Annotated in this window: 18 protein-coding genes; 12 read left to right on the top strand and 6 right to left on the bottom strand. The window is 75.5% G+C overall.

The window, feature by feature from the left end; genetic code table 11:
• Positions 1–155: 155 nt before the first annotated feature.
• A complete protein-coding gene (locus ABD774_RS00245) occupies positions 156–1,151 on the bottom strand; it encodes a hypothetical protein (protein ID WP_345036311.1) in 996 nt (331 codons plus the stop codon).
• A gap of 43 nt (positions 1,152–1,194) precedes the next feature.
• Entirely contained in the window at positions 1,195–1,713 is a 519-nt protein-coding gene (locus ABD774_RS00240) for a MarR family winged helix-turn-helix transcriptional regulator (RefSeq protein ID WP_345036309.1), read from the bottom strand.
• Between the two features lie 98 nt (positions 1,714–1,811).
• Between ABD774_RS00240 and ABD774_RS00235 the strand changes: the two genes are divergently transcribed.
• The 4 genes from ABD774_RS00235 (at position 1,812) to ABD774_RS00220 (ending at position 7,348) form a co-directional block, all read left to right on the top strand.
• Entirely contained in the window at positions 1,812–4,127 is a 2,316-nt protein-coding gene (locus ABD774_RS00235) for an MMPL family transporter (RefSeq protein WP_345036306.1), read from the top strand.
• 89 nt (positions 4,128–4,216) lie between these two features.
• Entirely contained in the window at positions 4,217–4,375 is a 159-nt protein-coding gene (locus ABD774_RS00230; RefSeq protein ID WP_345036304.1) for a hypothetical protein, read from the top strand.
• 94 nt (positions 4,376–4,469) lie between these two features.
• Positions 4,470–5,690, top strand: a complete 1,221-nt coding sequence (locus tag ABD774_RS00225; RefSeq protein WP_345036302.1) for a zinc-dependent alcohol dehydrogenase — start codon at positions 4,470–4,472, stop codon at positions 5,688–5,690.
• Positions 5,687–7,348 (top strand): NAD-dependent epimerase/dehydratase family protein, encoded by a 1,662-nt coding sequence (locus tag ABD774_RS00220; protein ID WP_345036300.1) that lies wholly within the window; start codon positions 5,687–5,689, stop codon positions 7,346–7,348. Before ABD774_RS00225 ends, ABD774_RS00220 begins: the two co-directional genes overlap by 4 nt.
• Positions 7,349–7,353: 5 nt before the next feature.
• Here the strand turns inward: ABD774_RS00220 and ABD774_RS00215 are convergent, their stop codons facing one another.
• The gene (locus tag ABD774_RS00215; protein WP_345036298.1) at positions 7,354–7,551 is read right to left on the bottom strand and encodes a hypothetical protein; all 198 of its coding nucleotides are present in this window, start codon (positions 7,549–7,551) and stop codon (positions 7,354–7,356) included.
• 120 nt (positions 7,552–7,671) lie between these two features.
• Between ABD774_RS00215 and ABD774_RS00210 the strand changes: the two genes are divergently transcribed.
• From ABD774_RS00210 to ABD774_RS00200, 3 genes are read left to right on the top strand one after another with little or no spacing between them, the layout of a single operon-like run.
• A complete protein-coding gene (locus tag ABD774_RS00210) occupies positions 7,672–8,721 on the top strand; it encodes a zinc-binding dehydrogenase (RefSeq protein ID WP_345036296.1) in 1,050 nt (349 codons plus the stop codon).
• A gap of 13 nt (positions 8,722–8,734) precedes the next feature.
• Positions 8,735–9,127: a DUF5655 domain-containing protein gene (locus ABD774_RS00205; RefSeq protein ID WP_345036294.1), complete on the top strand. Its 393-nt coding sequence runs from the start codon at positions 8,735–8,737 to the stop codon at positions 9,125–9,127.
• Positions 9,128–9,164: 37 nt separating this feature from the next.
• Positions 9,165–10,064 (top strand): glycosyltransferase family 2 protein, encoded by a 900-nt coding sequence (locus ABD774_RS00200; RefSeq protein ID WP_345036292.1) that lies wholly within the window; start codon positions 9,165–9,167, stop codon positions 10,062–10,064.
• 41 nt (positions 10,065–10,105) lie between these two features.
• Here the strand turns inward: ABD774_RS00200 and ABD774_RS00195 are convergent, their stop codons facing one another.
• Positions 10,106–10,804 carry a GAF and ANTAR domain-containing protein gene (locus tag ABD774_RS00195; RefSeq protein ID WP_345036290.1) on the bottom strand — a complete coding sequence of 233 codons (699 nt, stop codon included), beginning with the start codon at positions 10,802–10,804 and terminating at the stop codon, positions 10,106–10,108.
• A gap of 139 nt (positions 10,805–10,943) precedes the next feature.
• Between ABD774_RS00195 and ABD774_RS00190 the strand changes: the two genes are divergently transcribed.
• The 4 genes from ABD774_RS00190 to ABD774_RS00175 all read left to right on the top strand — a co-directional run bounded on the left by ABD774_RS00190 (position 10,944) and on the right by ABD774_RS00175 (position 15,836).
• Positions 10,944–12,083 carry a carboxylate-amine ligase gene (locus ABD774_RS00190; RefSeq protein ID WP_345036288.1) on the top strand — a complete coding sequence of 380 codons (1,140 nt, stop codon included), beginning with the start codon at positions 10,944–10,946 and terminating at the stop codon, positions 12,081–12,083.
• A 93-nt stretch (positions 12,084–12,176) separates the two neighbouring features.
• Positions 12,177–12,653 (top strand): RNA polymerase sigma factor, encoded by a 477-nt coding sequence (locus tag ABD774_RS00185; RefSeq protein ID WP_345036285.1) that lies wholly within the window; start codon positions 12,177–12,179, stop codon positions 12,651–12,653.
• A gap of 106 nt (positions 12,654–12,759) precedes the next feature.
• Positions 12,760–14,184, top strand: a complete 1,425-nt coding sequence (locus tag ABD774_RS00180) for a hypothetical protein (protein ID WP_345036284.1) — start codon at positions 12,760–12,762, stop codon at positions 14,182–14,184.
• Positions 14,185–14,279: 95 nt separating this feature from the next.
• Positions 14,280–15,836, top strand: coding sequence for a patatin-like phospholipase family protein (locus ABD774_RS00175; protein ID WP_345036282.1), 1,557 nt, complete (start codon positions 14,280–14,282; stop codon positions 15,834–15,836).
• A gap of 10 nt (positions 15,837–15,846) precedes the next feature.
• Here ABD774_RS00175 and ABD774_RS00170 read toward each other — a convergent pair whose 3' ends face one another.
• A complete protein-coding gene (locus tag ABD774_RS00170; RefSeq protein WP_345036279.1) occupies positions 15,847–16,689 on the bottom strand; it encodes an SDR family oxidoreductase in 843 nt (280 codons plus the stop codon).
• Positions 16,686–16,913 carry a hypothetical protein gene (locus ABD774_RS00165; protein ID WP_345036277.1) on the bottom strand — a complete coding sequence of 76 codons (228 nt, stop codon included), beginning with the start codon at positions 16,911–16,913 and terminating at the stop codon, positions 16,686–16,688. The genes ABD774_RS00170 and ABD774_RS00165 overlap by 4 nt, the downstream gene beginning before the upstream one ends.
• Before the next feature lie 96 nt (positions 16,914–17,009).
• Here ABD774_RS00165 and ABD774_RS00160 point away from each other — a divergent pair, with 96 nt between their 5' ends.
• Positions 17,010–17,132: a hypothetical protein gene (locus tag ABD774_RS00160; protein ID WP_345036275.1), complete on the top strand. Its 123-nt coding sequence runs from the start codon at positions 17,010–17,012 to the stop codon at positions 17,130–17,132.
• Positions 17,133–17,253 lie beyond the last annotated feature (121 nt).

Raw genomic sequence — 17,253 nt, 5'->3', positions numbered from 1 at the left:
GGCGTCCCGCCATGACAGTCCCTCCCTCTCCGGCGTGGTCGGTCGCCGTCACGGTGGCACGGGGAGGAGGTGCTCGCATCTGGAGAAGAGGCACGGTGGGCAATGTTCGAGGGCAGGCCTGGCGCCCGCGGCGTGGTCAGTCGCGCGCCGCGTGGTCAGTCGCGCGCGGCCACTGTCCAGCTGACCGGGTAGGCGTGGGCCGGTGGCAGCACGACCTCGCCCAGGCGGTACTTCTCGGGCTCCGCCCGTCGCGCGATCGAGTACTCGCCGTCCTCGCCCTGCCTGTTGTGGTACCGGCTCGCTGTCCACGACGCACCCAGGTCGTACACGTTGGCGAACAGGTCCAGCTCGCGGCAGACCTCGAAGGCACGGACGACCGTCTCCTTGTCCGAGCACCAGATCACCACACTCATCACCTGCGACCACACCCGCGCGCGGTCGCCGAGCCGGGCCTGCAGCTGGGCGACGACCTCGTCCGACGTCACCGGAAGCGTGGTCTCCCCGAGCACGTGGTACTCGGCGCCACGGATGCGTGCCTGGCCCTCGCGGACGGCGCGGACCACACCCATCGGGCCCGCTCCGGTGATCCATCGCAGCGCGGGCGCCCCGGGCGGCGCGTCGGTGGGGCGCAGCCCCAGCTGGACGGGATCCATGAGGAGCGAGGCGTCCGCGGCGACGCCGGCGATCCGATGCGTGAGGTCGGCGAGCTGGACGGCCGGGGCGTCGACGTCGGACGCGAGGTCGTGATCGAGGCTCGCGAAGCGGTCCGCATACGCCTCGTAGGCGTCGACGGCCGGGTCGGTCGCGATGCCGTTGGCGCGCAGAACCACGTGGGCGAGGAAGTCGTAGACCCCGCTGCTCCAGTCCTCGACATCGGCGTTCTTCACCAGACCGGGCATCACGGCGGGGAGCTCGCCGCGCATCGGCAGCGGTGTGCCGTAGCGGTCGCTCACGCCGGCCAGCAGCGCACGAAGCTGCTCCGGGGGCAGACCGGTGCCGCGGCGGAGCCCGTCGAGGTCGACGGTGCCCCACTCGTACCCTCTGGCCTCGGCGGCCCAGCGCCTGGCCCGCTCCCGCAGCGCCTCGACCTGCTCGGGCGGGAGCTCGGACGGTCCGATCACCGGGGCCATGTGGTGCACGTCCTCTCTCACCGGGCCGGCGTGACCGCAGGTCCCGACGGAATTCCTACCAGCGTCAGACGCCGGCGCGCTGACCGTCAGCCTCCCCGCCCTGACCGCCCGGGGCCCGCTCGGCGTCGATGATGGTCAGCAGCATCGCGCGCAGCTCGCCCACCTGGTCGGCGGTCAGCGAGGCGGACACCATCCTCTCCAGGACGGTCGGGTCGTCGATCGCCCGGAGCGCCGCCAGGCCGGCGTCGGTGAGGGCCACGACGTGGCGACGGCGGTCGGCGGCGTGGGGCTCACGGCGCAGGTACCCCACCTGCTCGAGCCCTACGAGCATCCGGCTCGTCGTCTGCTCGGTGACCTTCAGGGCGCGTGCGACCTCACGCTGCGAGCGCGGGCCGGCGGAGAGCACCGCCAGCACGGGCAGGGTGGCGTGCGTGAGCGACCACTGCTCCAGGTAGGCGTCCCACGAGCGCTCGACCCGACGCGCCGCCATCGAGAGCAGCCGGCCGGTGGGCCAGGTCTCCGGACCGGCGCTCCCCGGGTCGACAGCTCGCCCCTGGTCCTGGGCCACCGGTCGTCGAGTCACGCCGCCCATCCTCCCGCACCGCTCCGTGCCGTGGTTGCACGCGACGACGGCGCACCGCATGATTACTCAGCACCCTTAGTATTCTCCTGGAGACCCCGATGAGCCACACCGCCGCCCGATCCCGCCGCGGGGCCGTCCTGCGCGCCCTCGCCCTCGTGGCGGTCCTCCTTCTCTGGCTCGGCGTCGGTGCCGCCGGCGGCATGGCGCAGGGCACCCTGTCCCAGGTCCAGGAGAACGACGCGGCCGCCTTCCTGCCCGCGAGCGCCGAGTCCACGCTGGCCGCCGAGGCCGGCCGGGAGTTCGTCGACACCACGAGCCTGCCGGCCCTCGTCGTCGCCACCGTGCCCGACGGCGGCGCACTGACGCCGCAGCAGATCACCGCGGCGCAGGAGTTCGCCGCCGCGGTGCCCGAGCTGGAGCTGCCGGGCGGCGGCGCCCTCGGGGACGCGCTCACCGGTCCCGTCGCCGCCGTGCCGTCCCAGGACGGCGAGGCAGTCCTCGTCCCCGTCGCGCTCGACGCCGACCGGGCCAACGAGCTCGTGGGCGCGGACGAGGAACGCCTCGTCAACGTCGCCGTCGACGCCCTGCGCGACGCGGGCGGCGAGACGCTCGAGGGCGCGGGCCTGGCGGTCTACGTGACCGGTCCGGCGGGCTACGTCGCGGACCTCGTCTCCGCGTTCGGCGGCATCGACGGCATCCTGCTCGGCGTCGCGCTCGTCGTGGTCCTGGTGATCCTCGTGATCGTCTACCGCTCCCCGTCGCTGCCGTTCGCCGTACTGCTCACGGCGGTGTTCGGGCTGTGCCTGGCGGCCCTCGTGATCAAGCCCCTCGCGGCGGCGGACGTCATCCAGCTCAACGGCCAGGGCCAGGGGATCCTGTCGATCCTCGTCATCGGCGCCGCGACCGACTACTCGCTGCTTCTCGTGGCGCGCTACCGCGAGGAGCTGACCCGCCACGCCCATCCGGCCGACGCCATGCGGGCCGCCTGGCGCGCCTCGCTCGAGCCGATCCTGGCCAGCGCGGGCACGGTGATCGTCGGGCTGCTGTGCCTGCTCCTGTCCGACCTCGGCTCCAACTCGAGCCTCGGCCCGGTGGGCGCCGTCGGCATCGCCTCCTCGGTGCTGGCCGCGCTGACGCTGCTGCCGGCGATGCTCCTGGTCGGCGGGCGTCGCTCCCGCTACGTGTTCTGGCCCCGTACGCCGCACTACGTCCGCCCGGCGGGCCGGCACGAGGTCGACCGGCCCGCCGAGGCCCGCGCCGAGCGCGCGGGGCTGTGGGCGCGACTCGCCGGGTTCGTCGCCCGCCACGACCGCCCGGTCTGGGTGCTGACCGCCGTCGTGCTCGCCGGGGCCGCCGCCTTCGTCCCGACCCTGCGTGCCGAGGGCACCAGCGACTCGGACATCTTCCTCAGCGAGGTCGAGGCCGTCACGGGCGGGGAGGTGCTGGCCCGTCACTTCGAGGCCGGCCAGGTCGAGCCGACGATCGTCATCGCCCCCGAGGGCTCCGCCGACGCCGTGGTCACGGCTGCGCAGGGGGTCGACGGAGTGCTGGGCGCCTCGGTGCTCGCCGAGGACGCCGCCGCCCGGGGTGGTGCCCCGGCCGGCGCGCAGGACCCGCAGGGCGCACAAGGTGGGCCGGGCGGGCAGGACGCCGCCCCGATCGTCGTCGACGGCCGCGTCCGGGTGGAGGTGGTGCTCGAGGACTCCGCCGAGTCCCAGGCCGCGCTCGGCACCGTGGCCGACGTGCGCGAGGCGGTCCACGAGGTGGAGCCGGACGCGCTCGTCGGCGGCGCGGCGGCGGAGCGCCTCGACACGCAGCAGACCTCCGCCCGCGACCTGCGCACGATCATCCCGGTGGTCCTGGTCGTCATCTTCGTCATGCTGGCGCTGCTGCTGCGCGCGGTGGTCGCCCCGCTCGTGCTGCTCGCCGCGAACCTGCTCTCGTTCGGCGCCACCATGGGCCTGGCTGCCGTGGTGTTCAACCACGTGCTCGACCTGCCCGGGGCGGACGCCACGGTGCCGCTGTACGGGTTCGTCTTCCTCGTGGCGCTGGGCATCGACTACTCGATCTTCCTCATGACGCGGGTGCGGGAGGAGTCCCTGCAGCACGGGACCCGCGAGGGGGTGCGCCGGGGACTGGCGGTCACCGGCGGTGTCATCACCTCCGCGGGCCTGGTGCTGGCGGCCACGTTCAGCGCGCTGGCGGTGATCCCCCTGCTGTTCCTGCTGCAGCTGGCGTTCATCGTGGCGGTCGGCGTCCTCATCGACACGTTCGTGGTCCGCAGCCTCCTGGTCCCCGGGATCGTCCACGACATCGGGCGCTCCGCGTGGTGGCCGTGGACACGCCGGGTCCCCCGCGACGAGGACCGGCACGCCGAGCGGGACGCCGTCCCGGCTCCGGCGCACGCGGGCTGAGCCCCGCGCCCGGGTGTCGCCGGAGGCACCGGGCGCGCGAGCAGCCCGCAGCGGATGCGCGCCGGCACCGGCGGTGCCACCGTGGGCCTATGAGCGAGAGCACCGGAACCCCCAGCAACCCGTCCGAGCAGCCGTACGACCCGGCGAAGGACCCCGACGCCGACCCGGAGCAGCTGACGTCCCGCGCCCCGGCCGACCAGCCCGACCAGGCCGAGGGCGAGGACGACGTCCAGCTCGGCAGCGCCTGACGGAGGAAGTTCCCGCACGGGCGGGGCGGGCCGGCGGAGGGCCGCCGGCGCGGTCCTCGTCCGTGCGCCGGCCACCGACGAGAAGGAGACGCCTGTGCGCGCACTGACCTGGCAGGGCAAGGAGGACGTCCGCGTCGAGACCGTCCCCGACCCCGTCCTGAAGGAACCGACCGACGCGATCGTGCGGATCACGTCCACGGCGATCTGCGGCTCGGACCTGCACCTGTACGGCGTGCTCGGGCCGTTCCTCGACGCCGGCGACGTGCTCGGGCACGAGCCGATGGGGATCGTGGAGGAGGTCGGCGCGGACGTCTCCCACATCCGCCCCGGCGACCGCGTGGTGGTGCCGTTCAACATCTCGTGCGGGTCGTGCTGGATGTGCACCCGGGGCCTGCAGAGCCAGTGTGAGACCACCCAGGTGCACGAGCACGACAAGGGCGCCGCGCTCTTCGGCTACACCAAGCTCTACGGCCAGGTGCCGGGCGGGCAGGCGGAGTACCTGCGGGTGCCCATGGCGCACTACGGCCCCATCCCGGTCCCGGACGACGGCGAGCCCGACGAGCGTTACCTCTACCTCTCCGACGTGCTCCCCACGGCCTGGCAGGCCGTCGAGTACGCGGACATCCCGCCCGGCGGCACGGTCACCGTGCTCGGCCTCGGGCCGATCGGCCAGATGGCGGCCCGCATCGCCCGCCACCGCGGCGCCTCCCGGGTGATCGGGGTCGACCGCGTGCCCGAGCGTCTGGCCATGGCCCGCCGCCACGGCGTCGACACCCTGGACACGCACGGTGACGCGCTGACCGAGTCCGTCCGCTCCCTCACCGGCGGCCGTGGCACCGACTCGGTGATCGAGGCGGTCGGCATGGAGGCGCACGGCTCCCCCGTCGCCAAGGGCGTCCAGGCCGGGGCCGGCCTGCTGCCCGACGCGCTGGCGAAGCCGCTGTTCACCAAGGCGGGCGTCGACCGGCTCGCGGCCCTGAACACCGCGTTCTCGCTGGTACGCCGCGGCGGCACGGTCTCCATCTCGGGCGTCTACGGCGGCATGCTCGACCCGATGCCGATGATGGACCTGTTCGACAAGCAGGTCACCCTGCGCATGGGCCAGGCGAACGTGCGCCGGTGGATCGACGACGTGCTGCCGCTGGTCTCCGACCCGGCCGACCCGCTCGGCGTCCTCGACCTGCGCACCCACCGCCTGTCCCTCGAGGACGCCCCGCACGGCTACGACATCTTCCAGAAGAAGGACGACGGCGCCATCAAGGTCGTCCTCGACCCCGCGCTGCCCAAGGGGTCGACCGGCGGGACGACGTCATGAGGGTCGCCGTCGTCGGCGGGTCGGGGAACGTCGGCACCCACGTCCTCGACGCGCTGACCGCCGCACCGGAGGTCAGCTCCGTCGTCGGCATCTCGCGCCGCCTGCCGGACCGGTCCGCCGAGCCCTACCGGTCGGCCGACTGGGTGACGCTCGACATCGGGGCCGAGGCGGCCGACGACGCCGCGGAGGAGGCGATCGTCTCCCGCCTGGCCCGGGCGTTCGCCGGCGCGGACGCCGTCGTGCACCTGGCCTGGCTCATCCAGCCCAACCACGACCGGAACCTGATGCGCCGCACCAACGTCGACGGCACGCGCCGGGTGGCGCGGGCGTGCGCCGCCGCGGGCGTCAAGCAGCTGGTGTGCGCGTCCTCCTGGGCGGCCTACTCCCCCGTCGACGACGACGTTCCGCGCGACGAGTCCTGGACCACCGGGGGGACCCCGTCCTCCCACTACGGCGTCGACAAGGCTGCCCAGGAGCGGGTGCTGGACGAGCTCGAGGCCGCCCACCCGGAGGTCGTGGTCACGCGCATGCGCACCGCGCTGATCTTCGCCGCCGACGCCGGCGCCGAGATCGGCCGGTACTTCCTGGGGCCGTGGGTGCCGCGGGCGCTGCTGCGACCCGGCGCGCTTCCGGTGCTGCCGCTGCCCAAGGGCCTGCGCCTGCACGTGGTCCACGCCGAGGACGCGGCGCAGGCGTACCTCCAGGTGATCCTCCAGCGTGCCGGCGGGGCGTTCAACGTCACGGCCGACGAGGTGCTCTGGCCGGCCGACCTGGCCCGGATCCTCGACCACGGCCGGTACGTGGAGATCTCCCCGCGGCTCATCCGGCCGTTCCTCGACCTCGCCTGGAACGCCCGCGTCATCGCCTCCGATGCCGGCTGGCTGGACATGGCGATGGCCGTGCCGGTCATGGACGGCAGCCGCCTCAAGCGGGTGACCGGCTGGCGGCCCCGGCACGACGCCGAGTCCACGCTCCGCGAGCTGCTCGAGGGCCTCGTGGAGGGCGGGGGCCGCGCGAGCGTGCCGATGCGACCGCAGGACACCCAGTTCGAGGGCGCGCCGTCCGAGGGCGACTCCCGCCGCGCGCGGCGCGGGCGGCACGCCGATCCCACCGTCACCGTCACTGGCACAGGAGAGACCATGAGCGCCGACGTCCCGCCCCACCTCGACCGCAACCTGCTCGGCATCTACCTCTCGGACCACCTCACCGGCGCCACGGGCGGGGTGAGCCGGATCGGGCGCATGGCGCAGGCGTACGCCGACACCGAGCTGGGCCCGGAGCTCTCGCGCCTCGCGACCGAGATCGGAGCGGCGCGCCGGGAGCTGGCCGCGCTCATCGACCGGCTGGACCTCCCGAGCAAGCCGCACCGGCAGGCGGCCGCCTGGGTGGCCGAGCACGTCGGGCGGCTCAAGCTCAACGGCCGGCTGACGAGCCGCTCACCGCTCAGCGTGGTGCTCGAGCTGGAGATCATGCGCGCCGCCGTCGCCGGGCAGCTCGGGCTGTGGCAGACCCTGGTCGACCTGGCTCCCGACCTCGGACTGCCCACCGAGCCGTTCGAGGAGCTCGCCGAGCGCAGCCGCGGCTTCCAGTCGCGGCTGGAGCGCCTCCACGAGCAGGCCCGCGGGCCGGCCTTCCGCGTGGGAGAGAAGATCGCCTGACCGGCTCAGTCCGGCGGCTCGACCACCTCGGGCAGCTCGGTGACGTCCGGCGCGCCGTGCCCCTGCGGGTCCGGCTCGGCGCGCAGCAGGTCCGCCGCCTCCTCCTCGGGACGCGGCGGCACGGTCTCGTCCTCCTCGAGCAGGACAGGGTCCTCGAAGTGCGGGTCGTGCGGCTCGGCGGGCTGCCGGCTCGGTGTCGACATCGAAAGCTCCCCTCGACGGGTACCAGCGTGGCACGCCCCGCGACGTCGCGACAGGCGGGGGCGTGACGCCCGCCCGCGCTCCCGGGGCGGATCCGGCCGGTCGCCCGTAGCATCACGACCGTGCTCGCGACGACCATCCATGCGCCCGGCGACGTCCGCCTCGAGGAGGTGCCCGACCCGCACGTCCTGCGCCCCACCGACGCCGTGGTCCGCGTGACCGCCGCGTGCGTGTGCGGCTCGGACCTGTGGCGCTACCGCGGGGTGGTGCCCGTGTCCCGGCCCAGCCGCATCGGGCACGAGTTCGTCGGCGTGGTCACCGAGGTCGGTGACGAGGTGCGCACCGTCAGCCCCGGCGACTTCGTCGTCGCCCCCTTCGCCTACAGCTGCGGCACGTGCGCGAACTGCCGCAACGGCGTCCAGACCTCGTGCGTCAACGGCGGCTTCTGGGCGGGCCGGGACCGCGAGGACCTCCCCGTCGACGGCGGCCAGGGCGAGCAGGTCCGGGTCCCCTGGGCGGACGGCACGCTGGTGCGCACGCCCGGGACCCCCGACGACGCCCTCCTGCCCGCACTCCTGGCGCTGACCGACGTCATGGGCACCGGGCACCACGCGGCCGTGCGCGGCGGGGTCCGTCCCGGCAGCGTCGTCGCGGTGGTGGGCGACGGCGCCGTCGGGCTGTGCGCCGTCCTCGCCGCCCGCCGGCTCGGCGCGGAGCGCGTCGTCATCTTCTCCCGGCACCCGGACCGGCAGGACATCGCCCGGGGCTTCGGGGTCGACGACGTCGTCGCGACCCGCGGCGACGAGGGGGTCGAGGAGCTCCGGGACCTGCTCGGCTCCCCGGGCGCCGACGTCGTCCTCGAGGCCGTCGGCAACCAGGACTCCCTGGAGCAGGCCGTCGCCGCGGCCCGGCCCGGCGGCACCGTCGGGTACGTCGGCGTGCCCAACGGCGTCACGGAGCTGCCGATGCGGGCGCTTTTCAACCGCAACGTCGGCCTCGCGGGCGGCGTCGCGCCGGTGCGCGCCTACCTCGAGGAGCTGCTGCCGGAGGTTCTCGACGGCCGGCTCGCCCCCGCCGCGGTCTTCGACCGCACGGTCCCGCTGGCCGAGGTCGCGGAGGCCTATGCGGCGATGGACCGGCGCGAGGCCGTCAAGGTCATGCTCCGCCCCTGATCGGCGGCCGGCGGTGACGGAGAACCCGAGGGGCGACGGCGGCACCGCCCCTCGCACGCCCGAGGAGTTCTTCGCCGGCTCTCCCGACGGCCTGCGCCTCTACGAGGCCGTCGCCGCCGCCGTCGCGGGGCTGGGCCCGCACGACGTCCGGGTGAGCCGGAGCCAGGTCGCTTTCCGCCGTCGGCGGGGCTTCGCCTACGTCTGGCGGCCGGGGCGGTACGTGCGCAGCGACGTCCCCGCGGTGCTGTCCGTGGCGCTCCCCCGCGAGCTGGTCTCCGAGCGGTTCAAGGAGGTCGCCCACCCGGCGCCGCGGGTGTGGATGCACCACCTCGAGCTGCGCGACGTCGCCGAGGTCGACGCCGGGGTGACCCGCTGGCTGGCCGAGGCCTATTCCGCCGCAGGCTGATGATGCGGCCGCGGCCCGCCGGGGCTGCAATGGGGGCATGGCCTTCCCCGACGAGCGGGTGGGCGTGGTCGTCATCACCCACGACCGCCGCGCCGAGCTCGACCGCACGCTGCGCCGTCTTCACGACCTGCCCGAGGCACCGCGCGTCGTCGTGGTCGACAACGGCTCCACCGACGGCACCGCAGCCGCCGTCCGGCGCGACCATCCCTGGGCCGAGCTGATCGAGAGCCCGGCCAACCTCGGCGCCGTCGGCCGCAACGTGGGGGTCGCCCGGCTGGGCACCCCCTACGTGGCCTTCTGCGACGACGACACCTGGTGGGAGCCGGGCAGCATCAGCCGGGCGGCCGACGTGCTCGACGCTCACCCCTTCGTCGCCGTCCTCACCGCCCGGATCGTCGTCGAGCCCGGCGGGCAGGAGGACCCCATCGTCGCCGAGCTGCGAAGCTCGCCCGTGCAGGGCCGGCCCGGGCTGCCCGGCCCGGCGCTCGGCAGCTTCCTCGCCGGTGCCTCGGTCGTGCGCCGTGACGCCTTCCAGGAGGCCGGGGGCTTCCACCCACGCCTGTGGCTCGGCGGTGAGGAGGAGCTGCTCGCCGCCGATCTCGCGGCCGGCGGGTGGGAGCTGTGCTTCCTGGAGGAACTGACGGTCCACCACCAGGCCTCCACGGCGCGGGACTCCCGGCGCCGTCTGCGCGACGGCGTGCGCAACACGCTGTGGTTCACCTGGCTGCGCCGCCCCCTCCCGGCCGCCCTGCGCCGCACCGCCGTGGTGCTCTCCCAGCTCAGGCCCGGCGCCGCCACGGCCGCCGGCGTCCTCGCCGCCGCCCGGGGGCTGCCGTGGGTGCTCCGCGAGCGGCGGCCGCTGCCCGCGCACGCCGAGGCCCGGTTCCGGGCGCTGGAGTTCCAGCAGCGGCGGTCGACCGCGCGCCGGTACCGCTAGCGGCGCCGTCCGCGCCGGGGCCTCGTGGCTGAGCCGGGCGGCTAGAGACGGAGGTCGAGACTGACGACGGCGGAGGCGACCTCACGCACCTTGACGCCCCGGCTCCTGGCGTAGTGCCGCAGGCGCTCGAACGCGGCGTCGACCGTGATGCCGTCCGCCTGGGCGAGGATGCCCTTGGCCTGCTCGATCACCACCCGGCTGTCCAGGGCGTGCTGGAGCTGCTGGGCCAGCAGGGACTGCCTGGCCAGCGACGAGGCGTTGATCAGGTACCCGGTCGCCATGTTCGCCAGCACCCGTGCCGCCTCCAGGTCGCCCTCCGGCCACTCCCGGGCGTCGTGGTGGTACATGTTCAGCGCGCCCACCGTCCGGTCGCCGAGCCGCATCGGGACCCCGGCCACCGCGCGCAGCCCGAGGTTCGCGGCCGTGCGGCGGTACTCCGGCCACCGGTGCTCCGACGTCAGGTCCGGCACGGCGACGACCTCCCCGGCGCGGTACGCGTCGACGCACGGGCCGTCCTGCCGCTCCTCCTGGAACCGCTCCAGGTGGCCGACGTCCGCCGGGACGGCCGCCACGGCGTGAAGCTGCCCGTTCGTCCCCAGGGTGACCCCGCTGCCCGCCAGCGAGAAGAGCCGCCGAAGCCGGTCGCCGAGGTCGTAGAGCACCTCGTCGATCTCGTAGTGGCTCAGGAGCTTCTCGCTGAAGCCCGCCGTGGTCTCGACGAAGAGGTCGTGGTCGTACATTCCCGGTCCCTCCGGTGGCGCCACCCACCCTGACCGAAGCGATCGGCCTGAGGGGAGGGCGCCAGGGCTACGACCAGCGTACGCCCGCACGCCGGGCCAGTTCCGTACCGGCGGCCCGCCGGGCTGCCACACTGGCCCCGTGCGCACCGTCGGCGTCGAGGAAGAGCTGCTGCTGGTCGAGAGCGCGACCGGGCGGGCGCTGTCCGTCGCCGGCCAGGTCCTCGCCCGCGCCACCGAGCGCGCCGCGAGCGCGGCGGGCGCCGGTCCGGCCGGCCCCCCGCCGTCGGGCCCCGGCGGGCTGCTCGAGCGCGAGCTCCAGCAGCAGCAGATCGAGGCCGACACCCGCCCGCACACCGATCTCGACGCGCTCGGGGAGGAGCTGCGCGGCTGGCGGGCCACCGCGAGCGAGGCCGCCCGGCAGGTCGGGGCGCGCGTGGCCGCCGTGGGGCTGTGCCCGACGCCGGTGGTCCCACGCACCGTGGACGGTGCGCGCTACCGCACGATGGTCGACCGGTTCGGCATCCTGACCGCCGAGCACCTGACCTGCGGGTGCCACGTGCACGTCTCCGTGGACTCGCGCGAGGAGGCGGTCGGCGTCCTCGACCGCATCCGTGTCTGGCTGCCGCCCCTGCTGGCGCTGAGCTCGAACTCGCCCTACTGGCAGGGCAAGGACACCGCGTACGCGAGCTACCGGTACCTGATGCAGAACCGGTGGCCCTCCGCCGGTCCGTCCGAGGTCTTCGGCTCGGCCCGTGCCTACGACGAGCTCGTCGGGAAGATGGTGCGCACGGGCGCGCTCCTCGACACCGGGATGATCTACTTCGACGCCCGCGCCTCGGCCCGCTACCCCACCGTCGAGATCCGGGTGGCGGACGTGTGCCTCGACCCCGCGGACACCGTCATGATCGCCGCGCTCTGCCGGGCGCTGGTGGACACCGCGGCGGGCGAGTGGGCCGACGGCCGGCCGCCGCCGGACGTCCCGGGGATGCTGCTCCGGCTGGCGGGGTGGCAGGCCGGCCGCGACGGCGTCGGTGGCAACCTCGTCGACCCGGTCACCCAGGAGCCCGCCCCGGCCTGGGACGTGATCGCGAGCCTGCTCGAGCACGTCCGTCCCGCGCTGGCCGCCAACGGCGACGTCGGGCGCGTGGAGGCCGGCCTCGACCGCGTGCTCGCCCAGGGCACGGGCGCCGACCGCCAGCGCGCCGTCATGGCTCGTACCGGCCGGCTGGTCGACGTGGTGGCGTTCGTCGTGCGGGCCACGGCGGGCATGGAGGGCTGAGCGGGATCCGGACGGGCGGGGCCGTGCAAGACGAGGGCCGCCGGTGACACAGACGGGCGAGGGGCACCGGCGCCGGAGCGGAGGGGGACGGACGTGGAGGGTCGCGACGCGGCGTGGTTCGACGCGCTCTTCCGCGACCACGCCGCCGCCGTCCACCGCTACCTCGTGCGGCGCGCTCCCCGGGACGCCGACGACCTGGCCGCCGAGGTGCTCACCATCGCCTGGCGCCGCCGCGCCGACGTGCCCGAGGGTGCCGAGCTGCCGTGGCTGTACCGCACCGCCGGCTTCGTCCTGGCGAACCACCGGCGCAAGAAGCAGCCGCTGACGCTCGAGACGTTGCCGGAGCAGGACGTCGACGACGATCCGGCCGACGCCGTCGTCACCGACGAGCTCGTGCGGGAGGCGCTGGCGCACCTCAGCCCCCGGGACCGGCGGATCCTCCTGCTGCACGCGTGGGAGGGGCTGGGCGGGGAGGAGCTCGCCGTGGTGCTGGGCATCTCCCGCGGCGGCGCCGACGCCGCGCTGTCCCGCGCGCGCTCCCGGCTCGCGGCGGCCTGGGCCCGCTCGTAGCCCGCACGGTCGCCGCCCGGCACGGCCCCGCAAGATCCGTTCCCCTCGGCACACATACCCGGCAGCAGGCCGCCGCGCCGCGGCCGCCGAGCGCTGGAGGACTGTGATGAGCGACCATGACAACTTCCCCGAGGAGGAGATCCTCGAGCGTCTGCGTGCGGCGGACCCAGCCGCCGGGGCCCGGACCGACCTCACCCGCCTGCGGAGCGCCGTCGACAGCCGCATCGCCGGTGGGTCAGTGCCGGGGGACGACGGCGGAGCCATCGTCACGGCCCTCGCTCCCGCACGGTCGCGGCGCCCCTTGCTCGCCGTGGCCGCCGCGGCGGCGGGCGCCCTCGCGATCGCCGCGGGTGGTTTCGCGGCCGGGCGTGGCACGGTCGAGCCAGGCCCCACGGCCGGGCCGGCCGGCGGGCTCGAGTCCTCGGCCGACGGCTCGGCCACCGCTCCCGGGGTGCCGGAGTCCGGCGTGACGGCAGGGACCGACGCGGCCAGCTATCCGGCGCCGACCATCTCGCGCATGGACTTCCACGCCGTCGGCCTGTCGGAGGAGGCGGGCACCGCGCCGGCGTGGACCTACGACCCGGCCACGAGCTTCAGCGCGGAACGCACCGCGGCCCTGGGCGGGCATCTCGGGATGCCGGGCGAGCCGACGCTCGCGGGCGGGGCCTGGCAGATGGGCGTGACGGACGGAAGCGGCGCCTACCTCACCGTCTCCCCGGACGGCACGACGACGACGAGCTACTACGACCCGGCCAAGGACCCGCACCAGTGCCTGCGGACGGAGTCGGGCGGCTCCGGCGCCGCCGGGCAGCCCGCCGCACCCGACGCGCCGGAGGGCGGGGCCGCGGGCGGTGCGCCCACCTACGAGTGGTGCGAGCCCACCGGCGCCGACCCCGCGCCGCGCGGCGAGGACGCCTTCGTGCAGGCCCGCGAGCTGCTCGCGGCCGCCGGGCTGGACCCGGCCGGGTTCGAGCTGGTGGACAGCGACTACGGCGACCCGAGCGTCACCGAGGTGGTCGCGCACCAGCTGGTCGACGGCCAGCGCACGGGGGTCGCGTGGTACGTGGCCGTCACGGCCGCGGGCGTGCAGAGCTTCAACGGCTCGCTCGCGCCCCTCACGGCCCTCGGCGACTACCCGGTGATCAGCGCCGCCGCGGCGGTGGACCGCCTCGAGGACCCGCGCTTCGGCACCTTCGGCGAGGTGCACATCCTCTCCCCGGCGGAGGGACGTCCGGCCGACACCGCGGGTGAGCCCGCAGCGGGAGCCGGGGAGTCCGCCGCCGCAGGGGACATCCCCGTGACGTCCGGTCCCGCGGGCCAGGACGGCCCGCCGCCCGCCGCGACCCCGGGCAGCCCGGTGCCGTGGCCGGTCGAGGTCGTCGCGATCACCGGCGCCAAGCTCGGCCCGGCGCTCTGGACCGCGCCGTCGGGCACGGCGCTGCTCGTGCCGGCGTACGAGCTCTCCGCCGACGACGGGCGGACGTGGTCCGTCGTCGCCGTCGCCGAGGAGGCCCTCGACCTGACGCCCTGACTCGTCCCGTCCCGTCCTGTCCCGTCCGGTCCCGTCACCCGGGGCACGCGACACGGGCGACCGCCCTGTCGGCGTCCCGCCCTAGTGTGTTGCCCATGCGGGCGAACGAGGTGCTCCACCGGCTGCCGTGGCGCCGGAGGGCGGAGCGGACCGGGCTGGTGCTCAGCGGCGGCGGCGCCCGCGCCAGCTTCCAGATCGGGGCGCTGCGCTACCTCTACGACGAGGTCGGCATCCGGCCCGAGGTCATCACCGGCACCTCGGCGGGCTCCGTCCTCGCCGCGGTGCTCGCCCAGTCGGACGAGCCGGCGGAGCAGCGGCGCCTCGTCGGCGAGCTGGCACGCATCTGGGGCGGGATGCGGCAGAGCTCGGACATGTTCGTCCCGCTCGACTGGTACGCGACGCTCCGCGAGCGCGGCCCCGAGTGGATGGCCGCGTTCTCGCGGCGCCAGCAGCGCCAGGGACCGCTGGGCCGGACGTTCTCCCGGGTCGCGAACCGCGCCGTCGCCCCGACCGCCGCCGACGCGGCTCCGGGCGGGCCGCTCGCCGTGGCGACGCCCGACGCCGGAACGGCCGACGCCGGAACGGCCGACGACGGGCCGGACGGCCGGATCCCGGGCGTGCGGTCCCGGCTGCGCACGATCGGCGTGCGCACGCGGCCCGTCGAGGACCGGCCCGAGGACGAGGGCGCGTGGGGCTCGCTCGGCGTCGTCGAGTTCCTCAGCGCCCTGCGGGAGGTCGGCCGCGCCCGCCCCGACCTCGAGGTGATCCTGCGCGGCGCCGAGCGCGAGCGGTCGATGTACCGGCTCGGCCCGATCGTCGAGCAACTCCTCGACCCCGAGGTCTTCCGGCCCACCCGGGTCGCCGCCTCGGGGATGGTGCTGCGCGTCGCGGTGGTGAGCCTGGAGTCGGGCGAGCTGCGCTACGTCACGGAGACCGGCGCGCTCCTGGACCGGCACGGCGACCCGCTCGGTGGGGAGCCCGTGGACCTGGTCGACGCCGTGCGCGCCTCCTGCGCCATCCCGGCGGTCCTGCCGCCGGTCCGGCTCGGCGACGAGCACTACGTGGACGGCGGCGTGCGCGAGACCCTGCCCGTCGAGGTGGCGGTCGAGCAGCTCGGGGTGACCCGTTGCTACGCCGTCGTCGCGTCCCCGCCCGGCGTGCCCCCGGAGGAGAGCTACGCGGACAGGGACATGCTCTCGATCGTGCTGCGGGCCACGGCGGGCATCATGTCCGACGAGGGGCTGCACGACGAGGTCGCCTGGGCCCGGCGGGCCGGCGCCGTGGTGATCAACCCGGAGCTGGACGTCCACGACGTCCTCACCATCGACCCCGGCCTGACCGCCATCTCGATGGACTACGGGTACATGCGTGCCGCCGAGGCGGTGGTGGGCGCGAGCCCACGTGAGTCCGAGCTCACGCGCGAGATCGTCACGCTTCGCAAGGAGATCTGGCGGCTCGAGACCGACCTCCTCGGCCCCGCCGCGCGGGAGGCCGGCCCGCCCGACCTGACCGAGCTCGCCGCACTGAAGAGCGAGCTGCGGGCGCTGGTCGAGCGGGCGCCGCTGAGCCACCTGCCGCCCGGGGCGAGAGGCTGGTGGCGCACCTTCGAGGCGCACCCCTTCGACGTCGAGGCCGCGCCGGACTGGTCGTAGCCGTCCGTGCTCAGCCGCGCGCCAGCAGCTCGGCGAGCGTGGTGGCCGGGTGGCCGGCCAGGTCCGCCACGTCGGGGCTGACCCCGGCCATCTCCCCCGCCGCGACGGCCGTGTAGGTGCTCACCCACGCGTCCACCTCCCACTGCGGGGCGCCGTAGTGCGCGCGGGAGGCGTAGGCCTGCTCGAGCGTCTCGTCCACGTAGCGCACCTGGCGCCCGAGGTGCGCGGTGAGGATCGCCGCGACCTCGGTCATCGTCAGCTCCTCCGGGCCGGTGAGGTCGTAGACCTTGCCGTCGTGGCGGGCGGGGTCGCTCAGCACGGCGGCGGCGGCGTCGGCGATGTCGTCCTGCGCGACGGCGGAGAGGCGGCCGTCGCCGGCGGGACCGCGGATCACGCCGTCCTCCCCCATCAGGGCGGGGAGGAAGTCGAGGTAGAGGTTGTCGCGGAGCATCACCGTCGCCAGGCCGGTCGAGCGCAGGTACTCCTCCGTCTCCCAGTGCAGGCGGGCGTGCGCGAAGGTCGCGTCGGGCGACGCGCCGTAGAAGGAGATGTAGACGATGCGCTCCACGCCGGCGGCGACGGCGGAGTCCACGAACGTGCGGTGCTCGGCGGCCCGGTCGGGCGACTCCGAGGCCGAGACCATGAACAGCGTCCCCACTCCCGACAGGGCCGCGCGGCCGGCGGGACCGTCCCCGTACTCCGCCACGGCGACCGACGCGCCGGGGAGGTCGGGCGCACGGGCGGCGTCGCGCACGACGAGGCGCTGAGCCACTCCCGCCGCGGACAGGCGGCGCGCCACGCGCCCGCCGAGCCGGCCCGTCGCCCCGGTGACGGCGACGACCGGCGTGCTCACCCGCTCAGTCCCCGGAAGAACGCGTCGGAGGGACCGTCATCGCCGGCTCCGGCGTCGTCGGAGGCGGCGTCGTCGTCCGAGACGGCGGCGTCCCTGGCGGCGTCCGGGTCCTCGCCCTCGATGCCGAAGCCGGGCGCCGTCGGGGGCGCGCCGGTGCCCGGGTCGGCCGCGGGGATGCCGTCCTCCGAGGCGGGCCGCAGGTTGGGTTCGAGGGGTTCCGACATCGACATGGCTTCTGCCTACCACCGCCCGGCCGACCCCGCTCCCCGAGCCCGGATAATCCGTTGCGCCGCCCACGGCGAGGCTGCTGTGATGTCGCCATGACCACGACGACGAGCATGGCCCCACCGGCGATCGCCGACGGCCGGGCGTGCGTGGTCGGTGCGACCTCCCTCCCGTTCGTGCCCGCCCCCGCCGCCCCGCGCGGCGACCGGACGAGCTGACGAGACGGGGCACGGCCGCCACCGACGACGGCGCCACAGCCCCCGCAGCTCGCCCCCATGGGCCGCCACCGCGCGGCCCGCACCGAACGAACAGACCGCTCTCCAGGCGCGCCCCCGCGCG

This window comes from Georgenia daeguensis (assembly GCF_039537705.1).
GTDB classification, from domain to species: Bacteria; Actinomycetota; Actinomycetes; order Actinomycetales; family Actinomycetaceae; genus Georgenia; species Georgenia daeguensis.
This window is presented reverse-complemented; position numbering and strand designations above follow the sequence as displayed.